Annotated in this window: 15 protein-coding genes; 7 read left to right on the top strand and 8 right to left on the bottom strand. The window is 71.6% G+C overall.

Annotation, left to right across the window (positions count from 1 at the left end; genetic code table 11):
* Position 1: 1 nt before the first annotated feature.
* Genes ACIBO8_RS00440 through ACIBO8_RS00430 form a run of 3 tightly spaced genes read right to left on the bottom strand, consistent with a single transcriptional unit; the run spans position 2 to position 4,745 of the window.
* Positions 2–1,225 carry a hypothetical protein gene (locus tag ACIBO8_RS00440; RefSeq protein ID WP_396112943.1) on the bottom strand — a complete coding sequence of 408 codons (1,224 nt, stop codon included), beginning with the start codon at positions 1,223–1,225 and terminating at the stop codon, positions 2–4.
* 35 nt (positions 1,226–1,260) lie between these two features.
* Positions 1,261–2,949: a GTPase gene (locus tag ACIBO8_RS00435; RefSeq protein ID WP_396112942.1), complete on the bottom strand. Its 1,689-nt coding sequence runs from the start codon at positions 2,947–2,949 to the stop codon at positions 1,261–1,263.
* Positions 2,946–4,745: a dynamin family protein gene (locus ACIBO8_RS00430; RefSeq protein WP_396113840.1), complete on the bottom strand. Its 1,800-nt coding sequence runs from the start codon at positions 4,743–4,745 to the stop codon at positions 2,946–2,948. The genes ACIBO8_RS00435 and ACIBO8_RS00430 overlap by 4 nt, the downstream gene beginning before the upstream one ends.
* An 869-nt stretch (positions 4,746–5,614) precedes the next feature.
* Between ACIBO8_RS00430 and dnaK the strand changes: the two genes are divergently transcribed.
* The 4 genes from dnaK (at position 5,615) to ACIBO8_RS00410 (ending at position 9,874) form a co-directional block, all read left to right on the top strand.
* Positions 5,615–7,489, top strand: coding sequence for a molecular chaperone DnaK (gene dnaK, locus ACIBO8_RS00425; RefSeq protein ID WP_396112941.1), 1,875 nt, complete (start codon positions 5,615–5,617; stop codon positions 7,487–7,489).
* On the top strand, positions 7,486–8,112 hold the full coding sequence (gene grpE, locus ACIBO8_RS00420) for a nucleotide exchange factor GrpE (protein ID WP_396112940.1): 627 nt from the start codon (positions 7,486–7,488) through the stop codon (positions 8,110–8,112). The genes dnaK and grpE overlap by 4 nt, the downstream gene beginning before the upstream one ends.
* 112 nt (positions 8,113–8,224) lie before the next feature.
* Positions 8,225–9,412, top strand: a complete 1,188-nt coding sequence (gene dnaJ / locus ACIBO8_RS00415; protein ID WP_396112939.1) for a molecular chaperone DnaJ — start codon at positions 8,225–8,227, stop codon at positions 9,410–9,412.
* Between the two features lie 21 nt (positions 9,413–9,433).
* Positions 9,434–9,874: a heat shock protein transcriptional repressor HspR gene (locus tag ACIBO8_RS00410; protein ID WP_396112938.1), complete on the top strand. Its 441-nt coding sequence runs from the start codon at positions 9,434–9,436 to the stop codon at positions 9,872–9,874.
* 22 nt (positions 9,875–9,896) lie between these two features.
* Here the strand turns inward: ACIBO8_RS00410 and ACIBO8_RS00405 are convergent, their stop codons facing one another.
* The 4 genes from ACIBO8_RS00405 to ACIBO8_RS00390 form a co-directional block, all read right to left on the bottom strand.
* A complete protein-coding gene (locus tag ACIBO8_RS00405) occupies positions 9,897–10,343 on the bottom strand; it encodes a hypothetical protein (protein WP_364709603.1) in 447 nt (148 codons plus the stop codon).
* 204 nt (positions 10,344–10,547) lie between these two features.
* The gene (locus tag ACIBO8_RS00400) at positions 10,548–11,753 is read right to left on the bottom strand and encodes a cation:proton antiporter (RefSeq protein ID WP_396112937.1); all 1,206 of its coding nucleotides are present in this window, start codon (positions 11,751–11,753) and stop codon (positions 10,548–10,550) included.
* 7 nt (positions 11,754–11,760) lie between these two features.
* Positions 11,761–12,258 (bottom strand): cation:proton antiporter regulatory subunit, encoded by a 498-nt coding sequence (locus ACIBO8_RS00395; RefSeq protein ID WP_396112936.1) that lies wholly within the window; start codon positions 12,256–12,258, stop codon positions 11,761–11,763.
* Positions 12,242–13,444: a sugar efflux transporter gene (locus ACIBO8_RS00390; protein WP_396112935.1), complete on the bottom strand. Its 1,203-nt coding sequence runs from the start codon at positions 13,442–13,444 to the stop codon at positions 12,242–12,244. The genes ACIBO8_RS00395 and ACIBO8_RS00390 overlap by 17 nt, the downstream gene beginning before the upstream one ends.
* A 149-nt stretch (positions 13,445–13,593) precedes the next feature.
* Between ACIBO8_RS00390 and clpB the strand changes: the two genes are divergently transcribed.
* Positions 13,594–16,182, top strand: coding sequence for an ATP-dependent chaperone ClpB (gene clpB, locus ACIBO8_RS00385; protein WP_396112934.1), 2,589 nt, complete (start codon positions 13,594–13,596; stop codon positions 16,180–16,182).
* A gap of 44 nt (positions 16,183–16,226) precedes the next feature.
* Here the strand turns inward: clpB and ACIBO8_RS00380 are convergent, their stop codons facing one another.
* Positions 16,227–16,406 carry a hypothetical protein gene (locus ACIBO8_RS00380; RefSeq protein ID WP_396112933.1) on the bottom strand — a complete coding sequence of 60 codons (180 nt, stop codon included), beginning with the start codon at positions 16,404–16,406 and terminating at the stop codon, positions 16,227–16,229.
* 349 nt (positions 16,407–16,755) lie between these two features.
* Between ACIBO8_RS00380 and ACIBO8_RS00375 the strand changes: the two genes are divergently transcribed.
* Together ACIBO8_RS00375 and ACIBO8_RS00370 are read left to right on the top strand one after the other, a co-directional pair.
* A complete protein-coding gene (locus tag ACIBO8_RS00375; protein WP_396112932.1) occupies positions 16,756–17,613 on the top strand; it encodes a hypothetical protein in 858 nt (285 codons plus the stop codon).
* Between the two features lie 84 nt (positions 17,614–17,697).
* Complete coding sequence (locus tag ACIBO8_RS00370; RefSeq protein WP_396112931.1) at positions 17,698–18,666, top strand: hypothetical protein; 969 nt, start codon at positions 17,698–17,700, stop codon at positions 18,664–18,666.
* The last annotated feature ends 249 nt before the right edge of the window (positions 18,667–18,915 follow it).

Raw genomic sequence — 18,915 nt, 5'->3', positions numbered from 1 at the left:
CTCAGGAGTCGTCGGTGAGGCGGTGGCGGTTCGTCTCGATCCAGGCGTCGATGGCCTCCGGATCGTTCGGGTCGACGCCCTCCGAGATCAGCTGGGCCACCGCCGCGGTCGCCGGGCTGCGCTTCTCGCCGGTGGCGTAGAGGCGCGCGAACTCGGGGATCATCTCCTCCACCACCGTGTCCGTCTGCTCGGCCGCCGCCTCCGGCAGGCCCTTCTTGCGCATCGCGTACGCGGACCAGGCGCGGGTCACCCGGGGCAGCATCGCGGCGTCGTCCATGTCGAGCACGGCCCGGCGGTGGACCCAGTCGAGCAGGAACAGGCCGGCGACGGCCGGGCTCCAGCGCAGCGGATCCCCGTCGGGCAGGCCGGCCGCGTGGTCGAGCAGCAGGCTGAGGCAGAAGTGCAGCGACGCCAGCTCGTCGTCGGCGGAGACCCGATCCAGGCCGAAGCGGGCCGCCTCGGGCGAACCGAGGAAGTCCCGCAGCAGTCGCTCCCGGTCGGGGCCGCTGAGCTCCGGCGGCTCCGGCAGCGGCGGCACGGTGGCCCGCGGCAGCAGGGCCAGGCGAGCGGTCGCCAGCGTGTGGTCGGTGGCCAGGTTGCCGTCCTGCGGCAGGTCGGTGAGGTCGTCGGTGATCTCGAGGTGGCGGCTGACCTCGGCGCGCAGCCGGCCCGGGTCCTCCTCGCGGAACCAGGTGAGCTCGTCGCCCGCGCACATCTCCCGGACCTGGCCGAGGATCCGGTCCGCGGGTCCGCCGACGAAGATGTCCTTGGTGATGCCGATGTTGTGGTCCACGAGTGCGACGACCGCGTGCTCCGGGCCGCCCTCCTCGGCGTCGTCGTACTCGAAGGTGACCAGATAGGACGTCTGGTCGCCGTACACGTCGCCGTAGGCGTAGCAGCCGGTGGGGCGTACGCGGCCGAGCCGGGCGACCCACGGCGGGGACTGTGCCCCGCGCTTGACCTGGGCCGCGCCCTCCGCGTCCGGCACGAGCGCCGCGAACACCTCGCGGATCGTCGTGGCCGAGGCCGTGCGGCGGCGGCTCGTGACGGCGAGGAACTGGCCCACGAACTCGCGGACCGCCGACGCGCGGTCGGTCTCCGCCACCGAATACACGCTGCCCAGCAGGGCGGTGCCCAGCATCTCAGCGTCCAGGGCACAGCCGAGCTTCGCCACGTCCCGGGCGGCGTGGAGGACCGCGTCGTACGGGTTCTGAGGTGCCGCCATGCCGCCGAGCCTACCGGTACCGCAGCGTGGAGGCCCTATTCCGAACGGACGACGGTGAGCGCCTCCCGGGCCTGGGCGTACGCGTTCAGCACCTCGCGCACGGGTGCCACCACATGCTCACGCCCGACCTCGGTCACCGACGCGCGCAGCCGTTGCTCGGCCCGCCGGCCCGCGCGTCGGGCGCCCACGTTGACGATCGGGCGCAGCAGCACCGCCAGCAGCAACCCGAGTATCAGGCCGCCGAGCAGGAGCAATGTGGGCAGCGGCACCTCGCCGACCTTCGGGTTGTCGAAGGCGGGCAGGCCCAGGGCGCGGACCGCGTACCCGGCGAGGAGCCAGCCGAGGCCCACCACGGCGGCGATGGTGAACAGCCACTGCAGCAGTCCGACCGCCGTCCACCAGAACGGCTTGCGGCTCATGCCGATATCGGTCTTCGCCACCGCCCGGTCGAGGGCGTCGGGCAGGTCGCCGAGCCGGGACCGGGCGGCCGTGTTCAGCGCCGGGGCCCAGACCTCGGGGATCGGCGCCGCCGCCCGCGCGGCCACGGCGCGGACCGACAGGCCGACCGCGGACTTCTGCGCGGCGTCGGCCTCGGGCAGCGACGTCCGTGACACGGGTACGAGCTCCTGCGACGGTCCGTCCTCGGCCGGCTTCTCCGAGGAGATGTGCAGCCGCTTGAGCGGGTCCGGCCGCAGCTTCCGTACGCCCCGCAGCAGCGGCCAGCCGGTGCTGGCGATCGCCCGGTGCCGGTACGCGCCCTCGGTGGCGGCGGCGACCGCGGGCACCCCGGCCGAGGCGGCGAGGGCGTCGCTGAGCTGGCGTACGGTCGCGCGGTCGACCTCGTCCTCGGCGGCCGGCGGCCCGATCGTGGCGGCGAGCTGCTCGGCGACGGTGTCGAGGTCGCCGGCGAGGCGGCGCAGGGCGGCCTGCCGTTCCGCGACCGTCTTCTCCAGCGCGGCCCGGAGCTCGTTGAGCATGCCCGGCTGCTTCGCCGAGGTGGCCATCGCGGGCACGCCGGTGAGGCCGTCCTCGTCGAGCAGCCGTTTGAGGTCGGTGAGCACGAGGTCGGTGTCGGCGGGCGAGAGCCGGTCGGCCTGGTTGAGCACGACGATCGTCACGTCGGCGTGCGAGCGGAACTGCCGCAGGTAGGCGTTGTGCAGGATGCGGTCGCCGTACTTCTGCGGGTCGACCACCCAGACGACCTGGTCGACCAGGCCGAGCAGCCGGTCCACCTCCAGCCGGTGGCCGCGTTCCACGGAGTCGAAGTCCGGCAGGTCGAGCAGGACGAGCCCGCGCAGCGCGGCCTCGTCGTCGGCGTCGAGCGCGCTCTCCCGGATGAACCGGTGCCGGGGCAGGACGCCGACCCAGTCGAGCAGCCGGTTGGCCGGCTCGAGCGGGCCCCACACGCAGGCATGCGCGACCCCGGTCGTCGGCCGGCGTACGCCCACCGGCGACAGCTTCAGGCGGGCGAGCGCGTTGAACAGGCTGGACTTGCCGCTGCCCGTGCTGCCGGCCAGCGCGACCACGGTGTGGTCCTGGGACAACGACAGCCGGCTGCCCGCCCGCTCGACCAACGTGTGCGCGGCGACCAGGTCGTTGTCCGGAAGGTACGGGTCGGTGACGCGCAGGAACCGCTGCAGCGCGTTCAGCCGCTCGGTGAGCTGCTCGGCGTCGACACGGTCGTCGCCGCCCAGGGCGCGCTTCACCTTCTCGACGAGGCTCATGACGGCGTCCCGGTCAACGCGAGTTCCTCCCTGGCACGCTCCACGTCGGCCGCGGCCCGCCGCAGGGTGGCACCGGGTTCCAGCTCGAGTCCCACCGCGGCGGTGCGGTCCGTGTAGCGGGCCGCCTCCGCGTCGAGCAGCACGTTAACCCGGGACACCAGTTCCCCGCGCGCCCGGGCGGCGAGGGTACGGATCGCCTGGTCGCCGAAGATCGCCTCGAGCACCTTCTGCGCCGCCACCGTCGTGCCCGCGCCGACCGCGACCTCGGCACCGGTGGGGATGAACGCGGTGGAGGTGAACACCGCGATCATCACGGCCAGGCCGATGCCGTTGACCGCGTACGCGGCCCCGCGGGCGACGACGCGCTTGTCGGCGGCCTCCGTGCGGACCAGCTCGAGCACCCACTGCTGCCAGTCGCGAACCACGCGCTCGGCCCGCTGCGGCAGGTCCGCCGAGGGCTTCTGCAGCGCCGGCTCCAGCAGCTCGGCCCCGGCGGGGTGCGCCTGCCAGGACGAGTACGCATTCTCGGCCGCATCCGACGCGACCCCCCGCAAGAGCGTGACCAGCTGCGACTCGAGCGCGGACCGCAGATTGCGCCCGGGCGCCGGACGGCCGGTGACGGCGGCGACGAGCCGGTCCCGCAGCTGGCCGATGCGTGACTCCAGAGTCCGCAGGAACTCGCCCGTACCGATGAACTCCTGCCAGCGGGCGAGCACCTCGCCGCGCAGCAGCCGGCCGTCGCGCAGGCCCTCCTCCATGGTCCGGCGGGCGTTGCGGTAGGCCAGAGTCACCCGTTCGTCGAGCGCCTTGGCGGCGACGGCCTGCTCGTCCGCGGCGGCCGCAAGCCCCTCGACGGCCGGTCCGAGAGCGGCGAGCGCGCCGTCGAGCGTCTGGCGGACCACCGTGGACCGGGCATTGGCGTCGGCCGCGAGCTGCGCGAACCAATCGTGCAGCTGCCGCGTCGCGTCCTCCGGCAGCAGCCCCTGACCGTCCAGCCTGGTCTCCGGCAGCACGAACAGCGGCGCGGCGCCCATGTCGTGATGGGTCAGCATCTCCGCCAGGTGCGCGGAGACCTCCCCGGCGGCCTCCGCGGGCACGCGATCCAGCACCAGCGCGATCACGGTGCCGCGCAACCGGGCCGTCTTCAGAAGCTCCCACGGTACGGCGTCCGCATAGCGCGCGGCGGTGGTCACGAAGAGCCACAGATCCGCCGCGGCCAGCAGTTGCGCCGCCAGTTGCCGGTTGCGGTCGACGACCGAGTCGATGTCGGGGGCGTCGAGGAAGGCCAGCCCGGGCCCGAGCGCCGGCGCCGACACCAGCTGCAAGGTCTGCGGGTCGGAGCTGGATTCCGCGGTACGCGTCAGGCCGGGCAGCAACTCGCCCTTACGGAACCACGACGCGTCCGAGGGGTGGCTGACCAGCACCGGCGACCGGGTGGTGGGGCGCAGCACGCCGGCGGTGCTGACCGGGGCCCGGACCAGGCTGTTGACCAGTGTGGACTTGCCGGCACCGGTGGAGCCGCCGACGACCACGAGCAGCGGGGCGTCGAGGCGGGCCAGCCGCGGCAGCAGATAGTCGTCCAGCTGCGACACCAGGGCGCCGCCGACCCGCCGGGCCTCCTCGGCCGAGGGCATGACCAGCGGGTACGTCGTGCCGCCGATCGTCGCGCGGAGCTGGGACAGCGCGGTGGCGAGGCGGCCGACGGCCGGTGGCGGCTCGACCGGGGCGGTGGTGCCGGTCGCTTCGGTCCGGCCGGTCGTGGGGGCCGGCACGGTCGCGTCGATCTGGGCGGCCATCGCGGGTGTGGTCGCGGGAGCGCTCTCCCTGGCGGAGCGGGGGCCGAGGTCGTCGAGGGTGGCCGGACGGGTCTGGGTGGTGACGACGTTGCCGCTGGTGGAGGCGGCGGCCGGCGGCCACTCCGGCGTCGACGGCGACCCGTCGCCGCCGGCATCCGGCTGGGCGGTGGCGTCCAGTTCAGCGGAGGGGTCCGGCTGTGCGGTGGCGTCCGGTTCAGCGGAGGGGTCCGGCTGGGCGGAGGGGTCCGCGGGCGAGTCGACGGACTCGCCGAGCTGCTCGGTCGGGGCCTCGCCGGTGGCGTCATGCTCAGTGGTGACCTTGGCAGCCGCGTCGTCGTCCGCGGTCTCGTCGTTGGGCGCCTCGGTGGCGGTCATGTCGGCGGTGGGCTCGGGCTCCGCCGGGGGTTGCGGGGCGGCGTCCGTCTCCGGGGCGAGGGGTGCCGACGCCTCCGGGGGCTCGGAGGGCGCGGTAGTGCCTCGTTCCTCGGGTTCGCCTGTCTTTGCCATCGATTCCGGCTCGGGGGGTGGTGCGGTTGGGGAGGCTGTGGGCGTACCGGAGGATCCGGCGGACCTGGCCGGACCACCGTTGGTCTGGGCTTTTGTCAGGGGAGCGTCGGCTACGGCGGGCGTGGCCGACGGTCCGACCGCGTCACCGTGTGTCGTCACGGGTAAAGCGTGCCCGATCTATGCATCGCAGACAACAGGTACCCCACCCGTCGTGACCGGACGGGAACCTTCGGCGCGAGGTTGCGCCGGGTTGACTCAACTTGCACTTGCGGACTGGTGATCCCGTGGCATCATTGAGTCCGGTCCACTCAACTTGAGGACCGAACAGCAGTAGACGCCTGGTCAGAAGCGAGGAAGCGAACATGGCACGAGCGGTCGGCATCGACCTCGGCACCACGAACTCCTGCGTCAGCGTTCTGGAAGGAGGCGAGCCCACCGTCGTCGCCAACGCGGAGGGTGCTCGGACGACCCCGTCCATCGTCGCCTTCGCGCGCAACGGCGAGGTGCTCGTGGGTGAGGTCGCCAAGCGTCAGGCGGTGACCAACCCCGACCGGACCATCCGTTCGGTCAAGCGCGAGGTCGGCACCAACTGGTCCATCGACATCGACGGCAAGAAGTACACCCCGCAGGAGATCTCCGCGCGGGTGCTCATGAAGCTCAAGCGCGACTCCGAGGCCTACCTCGGCGAGACCGTCACCGACGCGGTCATCACCGTCCCGGCCTACTTCAACGACGCGCAGCGGCAGGCCACCAAGGAGGCCGGCGAGATCGCGGGCTTCAACGTCCTGCGGATCGTCAACGAGCCCACCGCCGCCGCGCTGGCGTACGGCCTGGACAAGGGTTCCAAGGAGCAGACCGTCCTGGTCTTCGACCTCGGCGGCGGCACCTTCGACGTCTCCCTGCTCGAGCTCGGCGAGGGCGTCATCGAGGTGAAGTCGACCTCCGGTGACAACCACCTCGGCGGCGACGACTGGGACCAGCGGATCATCGACCACCTGGTCAAGACGTTCCGCGGCGAGAACGGCATCGACCTGTCCCAGGACAAGATGGCCCTGCAGCGCCTCAAGGAGGCCGCCGAGAAGGCCAAGATCGAGCTGTCCGCGGCGACCACCACCAGCATCAACCTGCCGTACATCACCGCCGGCCCGTCCGGCCCGCTGCACCTCGACATGAACCTGAGCCGCGCCGAGTTCCAGCGCATGACCCAGGACCTGCTCGACCGCTGCAAGGGCCCGTTCGAGCAGGCGATCAAGGACGCCGGCGTCAAGGTCGCCGACGTCGACCACGTCATCCTGGTCGGCGGCTCGACCCGTATGCCGGCCGTGACCGAGCTGGTCAAGTCGCTGACCGGCAAGGAGCCGAACAAGGGCGTGAACCCGGACGAGGTCGTCGCCGTCGGCGCCGCCCTGCAGGCCGGCGTGCTCAAGGGCGAGGTCAAGGACGTCCTCCTGCTCGACGTGACCCCGCTGTCGCTGGGCATCGAGACCAAGGGCGGCATCTTCACCAAGCTCATCGAGCGCAACACCACGATCCCGACCAAGCGCTCCGAGGTCTTCACCACGGCCGACGACAACCAGCCGTCCGTGCTGATCCAGGTCTTCCAGGGCGAGCGCGAGATCGCGGCGTACAACAAGAAGCTCGGCACCTTCGAGCTGACCGGCCTGCCGCCGGCCCCGCGCAACGTGCCGCAGATCGAGGTCACCTTCGACATCGACGCCAACGGCATCGTGAACGTCCACGCGAAGGACCTGGGCACCGGCAAGGAGCAGAAGATGACCATCACCGGCGGCTCCGCGCTGCCGAAGGACGACATCGAGCGCATGATGCGCGACGCTCAGGACCACGCCGACGAGGACAAGAAGCGCAAGGAGGACGCGGAGACGCGCAACCTCGCCGAGCAGCTTCAGTGGCAGACCGAGAAGTTCCTGGCCGAGAGCGGCGACAAGCTTCCCGAGGACTCCCGCAACCAGATCAGCGAGGCGCTGGGCGACCTGCGCGGCGCGCTGGGCGGCAGTGACATCGAGAAGATCAAGACCGCTCACGAGAAGCTGGCGACGGTGTCCCAGCAGGCCGGTTCCCTGCTCTACGCCCAGCAGCAGCAGGAGGGCGCGCAGGAGAACCCCGGTGCCGACGGCAGCCAGGGCGCGCCCGGTGGCGCGGCCGGCTCGAGCGCGGGCCCGCAGGGTGGCGCTGACGACGTCGTCGACGCCGAGATCGTCGAGGACGACAAGAAGTGACCCGGGCGGACGACGAGAACGACGGTCAGGCGACCGAGCGCGTCGTCATCCGCGATCGCCGCAAGATCGACGTGAAGGGTAAGGACACCACGGTGACCAAGGAGGCCGAGGAGTCCAAGGAGACCAAGGCCGGCGCGCACCGCGCCGCCGAGGAACCCGAGGACGAGGTGACCCCCACGCCGGGTCTCGGAGCGGAGCTCCAGGCCCTGCGGACCGAGCTGGAGGAGCGCACCCGCGACCTGCAGCGGGTGACCGCCGAGTACGCCAACTACCGCAAGCGCGTCGACCGGGACCGGAGCACGGCCGCCGAGCAGACGACCGGCACGGTGCTCACCGCGCTGCTGCCGGTGCTCGACGACATCGACCGGGCCCGCGAGCACGGCGACCTGGTCGGGCCGTTCGCCTCGGTCGCCGAGTCGCTGGGCGCCGTGGTCGGCAAGCTGGGTCTCGTGGCCTTCGGCGAGAAGGGCGATCCGTTCGACCCGACCCGCCACGAGGCGGTGGCGCACCTGACGTCCGCCGACGTCACGGAGCCCACCTGCGTCGAGGTCATGCGTCGCGGCTACACCCTCGGCGAGCGGCTGCTGCGGCCCGCGCTGGTCGCGGTCGCCGACCCCGCGTGACGATGTCCCGTCCCGTCCACCACCCGGTGGGCGGGACCCCCTTCCGACCGCCCCACCCGCCGCCCGAGACCGGACTTAAGACTTGCCATATCCGTAGGAGGAGGTGGGCTGGATGAGTTCGAAGGACTGGCTGGAGAAGGACTTCTACGCCGTTCTCGGGGTGGGCAAGTCCGCCTCCGCCGACGACATCAAGAAGGCGTACCGGAAGCTGGCCCGGGAGAATCACCCCGACCACAACCCCGGCAACAAGGACGCCGAGGAGCGGTTCAAGGCCGCGTCCGAGGCGTACGACGTGCTCTCCGACGACAAGAAGCGCAAAGAGTACGACGAGATGCGCTCCCTGTTCGGCTCGGGCGCGTTCCGCCGGGGAGCCCGCGCCGGTGGCAGCGGCCAGTTCGACCCGTCCGACCTGTTCGGCGGGTTCGGCGGCGCCGGCGCCGGCACGGGGGCCGGTGACCGGCGGTTCGGCGGCGCCGGCTTCTCGGACATCTTCAGCTCGATCTTCTCGGGCGGAGGCGCGGGCCCGGGTGGACGCCGGGGTCCGCAGCGCGGCCGGGACGTCGAGGCGGAGGTGACGCTCGACTTCGCCCACGCGGTGCAGGGCACGACGCTGCCGCTCACGCTGCGGTCGCCGGGCGTCTGCGACACCTGCCACGGCAACGGCGCCAAGCCGGGCACCGTGCCGCGAGCCTGTCCGCAATGCCACGGCACCGGGCTGATCTCCCGCAACCAGGGGTCGTTCAGCTTCTCCGAGCCGTGCCGGGAGTGCCAGGGCGCGGGCAGCATAGTCGACGAGAAGTGCCCGGAGTGCCGGGGCACGGGCGGGGTCACCAAGAACCGCACGATCAACGTCCGTTTCCCGGCCGGTGTCGCCGACGGTCAGCGGATCCGGCTGAGCGGGCGCGGCGAGCCGGGGGAGCGGGGCGGCCCGGCCGGCGACCTGTACGTGCAGGTCCGCGTGCGGCCCGACGACCTGTTCGGGCGCACCGGCGAGGACATCACGCTGACCGTGCCGATCAGCTTCGCGGAAGCGGTCCTCGGCACCGATCTGCGGGTGCCCACCCTGGACAGCCCGGTGACCCTGCGGGTTCCGCCGGGCACCCCGAGCGGCCGCAAGTTGCGGGCGCGCGGCAAGGGCGTGCAACGCCGCGACGGCAGGGCCGGAGACTTGATCGTGACGGTCGAGGTGCAGGTACCCTCCGGGGTTTCGGACGAGGCCCGCGACGCGCTGGAGCGGTTCGCCAAGCTCACGCCCACGGCGGAACGTGGACGCATCGAAGCCCGGCTCCGCCGCGGATGATGAACCTTCGGGAGGTGGCACATGTATGAAGAGATCAGCATCTCGATGGAGCAGGCCTCCGACGCGAAGGTTCTGATCATCTCCGTGGCCGCGAAGCTGGCCGGGATGCACCCGCAGACCCTCCGCCAGTACGACCGGCTCGGCCTGGTGCAGCCCGGCCGGGCCGGTGGCGGCGGCCGGCGCTACAGCGAGCGGGACGTCGCGCTGCTGCGTGAGGTGCAGAAGCTGAGCCAGGAGGAGGGCGTCAACCTGGCCGGCATCAAGCGCATCATCGGGCTCGAGCAGCTCGTGGGCGAGCTGCAGGAACGGATCGCCGAGCTGGAGTCGCAGCTCGACGGCGCGTACCAGCGGATCGCCCAGCTCGAGTCGATCGGGGCGTATCCGGGACGCGACCTGGTACGCCGGCAGCCGCCGTCCACCGCCCTGGTGGTCTGGCGGCCCCGGCGTCCCGGCGACAAGTAGCCGGAGCGGGCCGCCGCCGGGTTCAGCGGCGGCCGAAGAGCGCGAGGCGGCGGGGGTGGCGCACCAGGCCACCCTCGATCCAGTCCTCGTAGTCGAAGAGCTCGGGGCGGGTCATCAGCACCCGGCAGTTGTGCGCCCAGATCGACATCGGCTCGTCGCCGACCTCCTCGGCGCGCTCGACGTACTTCTTCAGGCGGCGCTTGCGCTGCGAGGACGCGTTGGGGCGTACGCCGTCCGCCGCGTAGATGTACATGCAGTGCTGGGCGAAGCGGCGGGCCGGGCACTGCCGGTCCATCGCCAGCTCGAACAGGGTGGGCGCCAGGACGTCACCCGCGATGAGCAGGTCCCAGTCCGAGGGCATGGAGTCGAGCGGCACGGCCTCCGGGTGGTACGCCCACGCCTGCAGCTCTTCCGGCCTCGGATCGACCGGATTGGCGAAACCGAAAAATGTCGCTTCGCGCACGGTCACGATGCCGCCTCTACACGCTCGATCATCCGCCGACCTCCTCCGGCAGAGGGCCCGCGTCGGCGCCGTAACCCCCTCAAGTCCGGCGTGTCGCTGGTCACCCTGTAACTCGATGTTGTCGCGGCGACACGTTAGCGCGAACCGGGCATCGTGCGGAAGTGATGAAGTATCACTTTCAGATACCGGTCAGTAGCAATGAGCTGCAGCTCAGTCCACGGCGGGGAGTACGTCGGCCGTGCGGCGCACAGCCGTCCGCCGCCGGACGATGTTCTTGAACCAGGTGTAGTCCGGCAGGCGCGCCAGAAGCGGTCCGCTCACCACCGTGATGAGTACGTACGCGGTGGCCACCGGTGCCAGCTCGGGCTCGACGCCGGACGCGACGGCCAGCCCGGCGATGACGATCGAGAACTCGCCGCGGGGCATCAGGGCCAGCCCGGCGCGGATCTGACCGGGCAGCGCGATCCCGGCGCGGCGGGCGGCCAGGACGCCGGTCAGCACCTTGGTCAGCATCGTGAGCAGGGCGAGCCCGAGCGCGGGCAGCAGCACCGGCGGCATCGCGGCCGGGTCCGTGGACAGGCCGAAGAAGACGAAGAAGACCGCGGCGAAGAGGTCGCGCAGCGGCGAGAGCATCTGCACGGCGCTGTGCGCCACCTGGCCGGAGAGGGCGATACCCACGAGGAAGGCGCCCACGGCTGCCGAGACCTTCAGTTCGGCCGCCACGCCGGCGACGAACAGGGTCAGGCCGAGCACGCTCAGCAGCAGCGCCTCGGCGTCCTTGACGGACATGAAGCTGGAGATGGCGTGCCCGTACCGGATCGCCACGACCAGCACCGCGACCACCGTGAGCACCGCGACCGCGAGCGCCTTCATGCCGCCGGCCAGCCCCACCCCGGCCAGCACCGCTGTGACGAGTGGTAGGTAGAACGCCATCGCCAGGTCCTCGATGACCAGGACGGACAGGATCACCGGCGTCTCGCGGTTGCCGAGCCGGCCCAGGTCGCCGAGCACCTTGGCGATCACGCCGGACGACGAGACCCAGGTGATGCCGGCCAGCACCAGGGCCGCCTCCCAGCCCCAGCCGAGCAGCAGGGCGAAGCCGGCGCCGGGCAGGGCGTTGAGCAGCGCGTCGATCACGCCCGCGGGCGCGGCCGAGCGCAGGTTGCCGACGAGCTCGCTCGCCGAGTACTCCAGCCCCAGCATGACCAGCAGCAGGACGACACCGATCTCGGCGCCGATCTCGATGAACTCCTCGCTGGCGGAGAGCGGGACGAGGCCGCCCTGCCCGAACGCGAGCCCGGCGAGCAGGTAGAGCGGGATGGGGGAGAGCCCGATGCGGCGGCCGAGGCGGCCGAGCATGCCGAGCGCGAAGAGCAGCGCACCGACCTCGATCAGGAGGACCGTCGTGCTGTGCACCGGCGCCTCAGTCGCCGTGATCGCCGGCGAGGATGGCGGTGACGCCGTCCAGGCCCTGCCGGGTGCCGACGGCGACCACCACGTCGTTCGCCTCGAAGGAGAACGACGGACCGGGGGAGGCGATCACCTCGCGGTCGCGCAGGACGGCCACGATCGAGGCGCTGGTGCGGGTGCGGGCGCGGGTGTCGCCCAGCCGGCGACCCACGAACGGCGAGCCGGCGGGCAGGGCGATCTGCTCGGTCAGCAGGCCCGCCGCCTGCTGACGCAGACCGGAGAGCTGCCCGAGCATGAGCGAGGCGCCGAGGACGTCGGCCAGGGCCTCCGCCTCGTCGTCGGTCAGCGGTATCGAGGCGAGGCACGAATCGGGGTCGTCCACGTCGTACAGCACCAGGTCGCGGCGGCCGTTGCGGTGCGAGACCACGCCGACCGTACGCCCGGAGGAAGTCACCAGGTCATGACGGACGCCGATGCCAGGAAGTGGAGTCTGCTCAACCCGTACGCGCACGCGTTCCACCGTAACGGCTGGGCGGGCGTACCACGGTCAACAGCAGCAGGCCCGCCGCGCACAGGACGGTGCAGATCACGTACGCGTGCCGGTAGCCGAAATGCTGAGCGACCCCGAACAGCGGCCCGGCGAGCATCGCGCCCAGCGGGAACGAGTTGGTGAACAGCGTGGTGGCCCGCCCGGGATGCCCCGGCAGCATGTTCTGCATGTACGTGATGCCGAGCCCGGACACGGCGGCGATGAAGAGCGCGTTCAGGATCTGCGCGCCGAACAGCAGCCAGACGCTGGAGGCCATCGCGACCAGCCCGTAGTACGCGATCCCGCAGGCGGCCCCGGCCAGGAGCAGCACGCGCAGGGGCATCCGGGTGGACATCGCGCCCAGCCCGAGCATCAGCGGGATCTCGAGGGCCGCGCACAGGCCCAGCACCAGACCGGCGTCGGCGACGTCACCGCCCAGATCAGTGCGGATGTACAGCGGCAACGCCTGTACGGCCAGCGTCAGCGGCGTCTGCATGAGCGTGAAGGCGGCGGCCGTCAGCAGCAGCGTGCCCGAGATTGCGGCCTTGTCCGGCGTGGCGGCGATCGCGGGCGCCTCCACCTCGTCCAGCCCGAAGAGGCCGATGGCGGCGGCCAGGGCGTACATGAGGGCGGCGGCGCCGTAGACCCAGACGAATCCTCCGGCGTCGAGCAAAAAGGCGGCCAGCGGCGGACCCGCCACCCAGGCCAGGGAGAAGACGGTGCGCAGGCCGCTGATGCCCATCGCGGCCCGGTCGGGGGCGTCGCGTTCGAGCACCTGGCGGGCGTACGCGAAGGATTGGGGAAAGAGCGAGTTCGCGAGTGCGATCGCGGTGATCGTCAGGCCGAGCAGAACCCAGTAGTCGCGTACCACCGCGGTGAGCGCGCAGCCGATCATGCCGGCCACGGCGCCGCCCACGAGCAGCCTGCGCCGGATCGGGCGCCGGTCCGAGAGCCGCCCGATCAGGGTCGAGCCGAGCACCCCGGACAGCGGGGCGACGACCAGGAAGACCGTCACCTGCAGCGGGCCGGCGTCGACCTCGGTGCTCAGGAAGAGCGACAGGAACGGGCCGACCAGCGCCGTGGAGATCCCGACCGCGAGGAAGACGAGGCCCAGGGGAAGGAGCGCACGAGTGAGCCGCGGCGTACGCCGCACGGTGCCGAGGGCCATATGTCTGACGTTACGTCCCGGCGGGGTTACCGGCATCTCTTTCTCGGTCGTGGACTCGCCGACCTAGAGTTGAGTGGAATACGCTCAAGTCTCGAGTTGCTGAACCACGCGGATGCTGCATCTCTTGGAAGATCCGATCAGGGGAGCTCATGAACGCCGAACGCCTTACCACCAAGAGCCGCGACGTCATCACCGGTGCGGTCGCCGACGCCAACCAGCGCGGGCACGCCACCGTCGAGCCGTGGCACCTGCTCCTCTCGCTGCTCGACACCGGCGGCTCCACCGCTCCGGCGCTGCTGCGAGCGGTGGGCGCCAATCCCGCGGACGTCCGGCGCGCCGCCGTACGCGCGGTCGAACAGCAACCCTCCGCACGCGGCTCGAGCACCGCGGAACCCAGCCTCTCGCGCGAGTTCGTCAACGCCATCGGTGAGGCCGAGCTGATCGCCAAGCCGCTGGGCGACGAGTACGTCTCGACCGAGCACCTGCTCGCCGGCCTGGCCCGGGTGGGCGGGGCGGTCGGCACGGCCCTGCGCGACGTCGGCGCCACCGAGGAGACGCTCGTCGCCGCCTTTCCGTCGGTCCGCGGCGGCGAGCGGCGGGTGACGAATCAGGATCCCGAGCAGACGTACAAGGCGCTGGAGAAGTACAGCGTCGACCTCACCGCGCTGGCTCGCGACGGCAAGATCGACCCGGTGGTCGGGCGGGACGCCGAGATCCGCCGGGTGGTGCAGGTGCTCTCCCGGCGTACCAAGAACAACCCGGTGCTGATCGGCGAGCCCGGCGTGGGCAAGACCGCGATCGTCGAGGGCCTCGCGCAGCGGATCGTCGCCGGCGACGTGCCGGAGACGCTGCGCGACAAGAAGCTCGTCTCACTCGACCTCGGCGCGATGGTCGCCGGCGCGCAGTATCGCGGCCAGTTCGAGGAGCGCCTCAAGAGCGTCCTCGAGGAGATCCGCAACTCCAACGGCCAGGTCGTCACGTTCCTCGACGAGCTGCACACCGTCGTCGGCGCCGGCAAGGGCGAGGGCTCGATGGACGCCGGCAACATGCTCAAGCCGATGCTGGCCCGCGGCGAGCTGCGCATGGTCGGCGCCACCACCCTCGACGAATACCGCGAGCACATCGAGAAGGACCCGGCCCTGGAACGCCGCTTCCAGCCGGTCGTCGTCGGTGAGCCCACGGTCGAGGACACCATCGGCATCCTGCGTGGTCTCAAGGGCCGCTACGAGGCCCACCACCGCGTGCAGATCACCGACGCCGCCCTGGTCGCGGCCGCCGCGCTGTCCGACCGCTACATCAGCGACCGGTTCCTGCCCGACAAGGCCATCGACCTGATCGACGAGGCGGCCTCCCGGCTGCGCATGGAGATCGACTCCCGCCCGGTCGAGCTCGACCAGCTGCAGCGGCAGGTCGACCGGATGCGGGTCGAGAAGCTCGCGCTGGAGAAGGAGACCGACCCGGCGTCGGTCGCCCGGCTGGAGCGCCTCGAGCGCGACCTGGCCGACCGCGAGGAGGAGCTGACCGCCCTCAACGCCCGGTGGGAGCGCGAACGCGGCGGCCTGAACCGGGTCGGCGAGCTGAAGAAGAAGCTCGACGAGACGCGCGCCGAGCTCGAGCGCGCCCAGCGCGAGGCCGACTGGGAGCGGGCCTCCCGCCTGCAGTACCAGGAGATCCCGGCGCTGGAACGCGAGATGGAGAGCGCGGCCGCCGCCGAGGACGAGAAGACCGAGCCGCCGATGGTCAAGGAGGAGGTCGGCGCCGACGACATCGCCGAGGTCATCGCGTCCTGGACCGGCATCCCCGCCGGCCGCATGATGGAGGGCGAGACCGCCAAGCTCCTGCGCATGGAGGAGTCGCTGCAGGCCAAGGTGGTCGGCCAGGCCGAGGCCGTCGCGGCCGTCTCCGGGGCCGTGCGCCGGGCCCGCGCGGGCGTCGCCGACCCGGACCGGCCCACCGGCAGCTTCCTGTTCCTCGGCCCCACCGGCGTCGGCAAGACCGAGCTGGCCAAGGCCCTCGCGGGCTTCCTCTTCGACGACGAGCGGGCCATGGTCCGCATCGACATGAGCGAGTACGGCGAGAAGCACTCCGTCGCCCGCCTCGTCGGTGCCCCGCCCGGGTACGTCGGCTACGAGGAGGGCGGCCAGCTGACCGAGGCGGTGCGGCGGCGGCCGTACAGCGTGGTGCTGCTGGACGAGGTGGAGAAGGCGCACCCGGACGTCTTCGACGTGCTGCTGCAGGTGCTCGACGACGGGCGGCTCACCGACGGCCAGGGGCGTACGGTCGACTTCCGCAACGCGATCCTCGTGCTGACCTCCAACCTGGGCTCGTCGGTCATCTCCGACTTCACCCTGGGCGAGGAGGAGCGCCGCGAGGAGGTCATGGCGACCGTGCGCGCGCACTTCAAGCCGGAGTTCCTGAACCGGCTCGACGACATCGTGGTGTTCCACGCGCTGACCGCCCAGGACCTGGCGGCGATCGTGGACATCCAGCTCGGCCGGCTGCGCAACCGGCTGGCCGACCGCCGGCTCAGCCTGGACGTCACCGAGGCGGCCGTGCAGTGGCTGGGCGAGCACGGCTACGACCCGATCTACGGCGCGCGGCCGCTACGCCGGCTGGTGCAGTCCGCGATCGGCGACTCGCTGGCCAAGGCGCTGCTCGCCGGGGAGATCGTCGACGGCGACACCGTGCTGGTCGACCTGAGCGACCAGAAGGACGGACTGCGCGTCACCCGCGCCTGAGCAAGAAGAAGGGCCCCGAGTTCGCTCGGGGCCCTTCTGTGTCGTCAGCTGGCCTTCGCCTCCCGCTGCCGGTAGGCGTGGGTCATGAGAATGTCCGTGAAGGCGTGCTCGCCCTCCTCGGACCAGATCCTGATGCCGTCGCGGTGGAGCTGATAGCGGACGTCCTGGTATCGGGTCCGCGTGTCGTCATGGTGAACGACGGTCAGGGTGTCGGCGTGGGGCATGGGACTCACCGGTCCTTAACTGGTCTGGGGCGGCCGCGGCGAGGACACGCGGCCTGCGCAATCGGGAAGGCGCCCTGATCCGGTCTGCCTCGACCCCGGCGATTGGTGAGCGGGGGCGGCGACTCGGTCGGGCACAGGGCGGCGCCGAGGGACTCTGATGCCTGCGGCGCGCCACGAGATGGAAGTGTATGGGCCGGGATCGACTTGCGTCGCCCCTCGAACGAGCGACCTATTTCATCCGATTTCGTGCTAACTCGGGCGATGTTGCCATAGATCTGGCCGGTGCGTTCGCCGGTCCGCGCATCTGGTGCCTGCCCGATACCGTGAGTGGATCTAGGAGGGAGCGCCGATGTATCCCGCAGCACCGGCACCGAGTTCACGGCCGACGGTCGTCACCGTCTCGTCGTACCTGCTGTATTTCAGCGCCGCCGCGTCGATCCTCGGCGCGGTGCTGTCGCTCACCACGATCTCCACGATCTCGGAGGTGTACAAGGACCTGTACGCGAACACCTCCAACAGCGGCTTGGAGAGCGTCATCGTCGGCGCCAGCGTGGTCGGTGTGGCGATCAACATCCTGTTCGCGGCCGGCCTGGCGATCCTTGCGATCTTCAACAACCGTGGCCGGCAGGGCTCCCGGATCACCACCTGGGTGATCGGCGGCATCTTCCTCTGCTGCAACGGCTTCGGGCTGCTGGGCAACGCGGCGACCAGCGGGATGAACCTCGACTCCGGCAACACCACGGGACCGAGCGCGCGGGAGGTGGAGGAGCGGCTCTCCGCCGAGCTCCCGTCCTGGTACACGCCCGTCACGACGACGCTGACGATCCTGCTGGTGCTGGCCATGCTCGCGGCGCTGATCCTGCTCATGCTGCCGGCAGCCAACGCGTACTTCCGCAAGCCGCAGCCGACCTGGGACCCGTCGATGCCATACCCGTATCCCGGGCAGCCCGGCTATCCCGGCCAGCCGGGATACCCCGCGCCGGGCTATCCGCAGCAGCCCTATCCGGGGACCGGGGCGTTTCCTCCTTACCCCGGGTCGCAGGAGCCGTCCATGCCACCTGGTAACGCCTCGGACACCACGCCTCCGCCGGAATCTTCCGGGCCGTCGCCGCACACCGGCAGCCTGCCCGCGACGGATCCCTGGAGCGCGCCGTCGCCGCCCGACAATCCGCCGGACACTCCTCCGACCCCCAAAGATCCGTCCTGACGACGGTCTTCTCGCGCGCCGCCGGGTAAGCCCGGCGGCGCGTCGTACGTCCGGGTAGGTTCGTCCGCGACGGAGGGAACCACCATGTCGTACGCAGTGCAGTACCCGGCGGCGGCCGCGCCCGCGCCCACCGCGACGCCACGCCGGCCTGTCTCGGTCGGGTTCGCGTCGGTCCTGCTCATCGTCATGGCGGTCGTGGGTCTCGGGTACGCGGTGGCAATGCTGGCCGTCGCGCCCGGCACGGTCGACCGCTTCCGGGACGCCGCCGGCGCGAGTGCCGACGTCGACGGCTTCGTCACGGTGGTGTGGATCGAGGCGGCGCTCGGCGCGGTGCTGGCGGTCATCCTCTTCGCCCTGTACGTGGTGCTCGCCCTGGGCCTGCGCAGGGGCAGCAACGGCATCCGCATCGCCACCCTGGTGGTGTGTGCGCTCGGCCTGGTCGCCGGGGGCGTGTCGACGCTGACGATGGCGGTGCAACGCGGCGGGGAGTCGGCGCCGGGATCGATCGGCGCAGCCCTGGCCGATGCTTACCCGGGGGCGTGGATCGGCCTGAACGTCGGCCTGGCCGTCGCTCAGATGGCCGGGTACCTGCTCGTGGGGCTGCTGTTGCTGGCCGCGCCGCGGTGGTTCTTCGGCCGGGCGCCGAAGCCGGTTACGCCGGATCCGTTCGCGGCCCCGCGGCCCGCCTACGGGCCTCCGGGCGGCTACCAGCCGATGTACGGGGCGCCCTACCCGGCTGCCCCTCAGGTGCCGGTGCCCGTGGAGAGCCCCGGTGAGCCGAGCCCGTGGGCTCCGCCGCGTCCGGTGGTCCCGTCCGTTGGCCCGTCGAGTGTAACGGAGAGTAATAAGGGGATTCCCGGCTGGCCGCCGAGCGACGTTGCCCCCCACCGTCCGTGGCCTGCGGCCGAGGGTGCCGCCGCCGGTGTCCCGTCGGCCGAACGGCCCCCTGCGGCGGACTCTTCGTGGGCCGCACCTGTCCAGCCCGACAACACCGGCGGTACGAGCGCCGGCAATGACCCGGAGGAAGGGTCCCCGACGCGGCCGTCCAGCTGACCCACGGAGAGCCGGCACCCCCTCGGATGGGGGCAAGGCGACGCGTCCGTCCAGCTCCCGGGGTCGACGACATCGACGGTTGTGCGTCACCCGAACGGGTACCGTTGGTCGCCGAGGGTCTGTTCGGCGCCGCTGTCCGGACGGGCTTTCTCCGAGGACGGACATTACTGCGCGGGTGACATCGGTGTCAGTCCGTACTCGTTCGATGACCGTCGTTGTCTCCGGGCCCGGGAACAGAGTCGGGCAAAG

Origin of the sequence: Actinoplanes sp. NPDC049681, assembly GCF_044465265.1 — a bacterium.
Lineage (GTDB): Bacteria > Actinomycetota > Actinomycetes > Mycobacteriales > Micromonosporaceae > Actinoplanes.
The sequence above is the reverse complement of the archived record's forward strand: the minus strand, read 5'-3'. Positions and strand labels throughout refer to the sequence as shown.

Excerpts from the sequence above, each read along its gene's own strand:
- ACIBO8_RS00440 (WP_396112943.1), bottom strand. The coding sequence starts at position 1,225 with ATGGCGGCACCTCAGAACCCGTACGACGCGGTCCTCCACGCCGCCCGG.
- dnaK (WP_396112941.1), top strand. The coding sequence starts at position 5,615 with ATGGCACGAGCGGTCGGCATCGACCTCGGCACCACGAACTCCTGCGTC.
- ACIBO8_RS00410 (WP_396112938.1), top strand. The coding sequence starts at position 9,434 with ATGTATGAAGAGATCAGCATCTCGATGGAGCAGGCCTCCGACGCGAAG.
- ACIBO8_RS00370 (WP_396112931.1), top strand. The coding sequence starts at position 17,698 with ATGTCGTACGCAGTGCAGTACCCGGCGGCGGCCGCGCCCGCGCCCACC.
- ACIBO8_RS00375 (WP_396112932.1), top strand. The coding sequence starts at position 16,756 with ATGTATCCCGCAGCACCGGCACCGAGTTCACGGCCGACGGTCGTCACC.
- dnaJ (WP_396112939.1), top strand. The coding sequence starts at position 8,225 with ATGAGTTCGAAGGACTGGCTGGAGAAGGACTTCTACGCCGTTCTCGGG.
- ACIBO8_RS00430 (WP_396113840.1), bottom strand. The coding sequence starts at position 4,745 with ATGGCCGCCCAGATCGACGCGACCGTGCCGGCCCCCACGACCGGCCGG.
- ACIBO8_RS00380 (WP_396112933.1), bottom strand. The coding sequence starts at position 16,406 with ATGCCCCACGCCGACACCCTGACCGTCGTTCACCATGACGACACGCGG.
- ACIBO8_RS00435 (WP_396112942.1), bottom strand. The coding sequence starts at position 2,949 with ATGAGCCTCGTCGAGAAGGTGAAGCGCGCCCTGGGCGGCGACGACCGT.
- ACIBO8_RS00390 (WP_396112935.1), bottom strand. The coding sequence starts at position 13,444 with ATGGCCCTCGGCACCGTGCGGCGTACGCCGCGGCTCACTCGTGCGCTC.
- clpB (WP_396112934.1), top strand. The coding sequence starts at position 13,594 with ATGAACGCCGAACGCCTTACCACCAAGAGCCGCGACGTCATCACCGGT.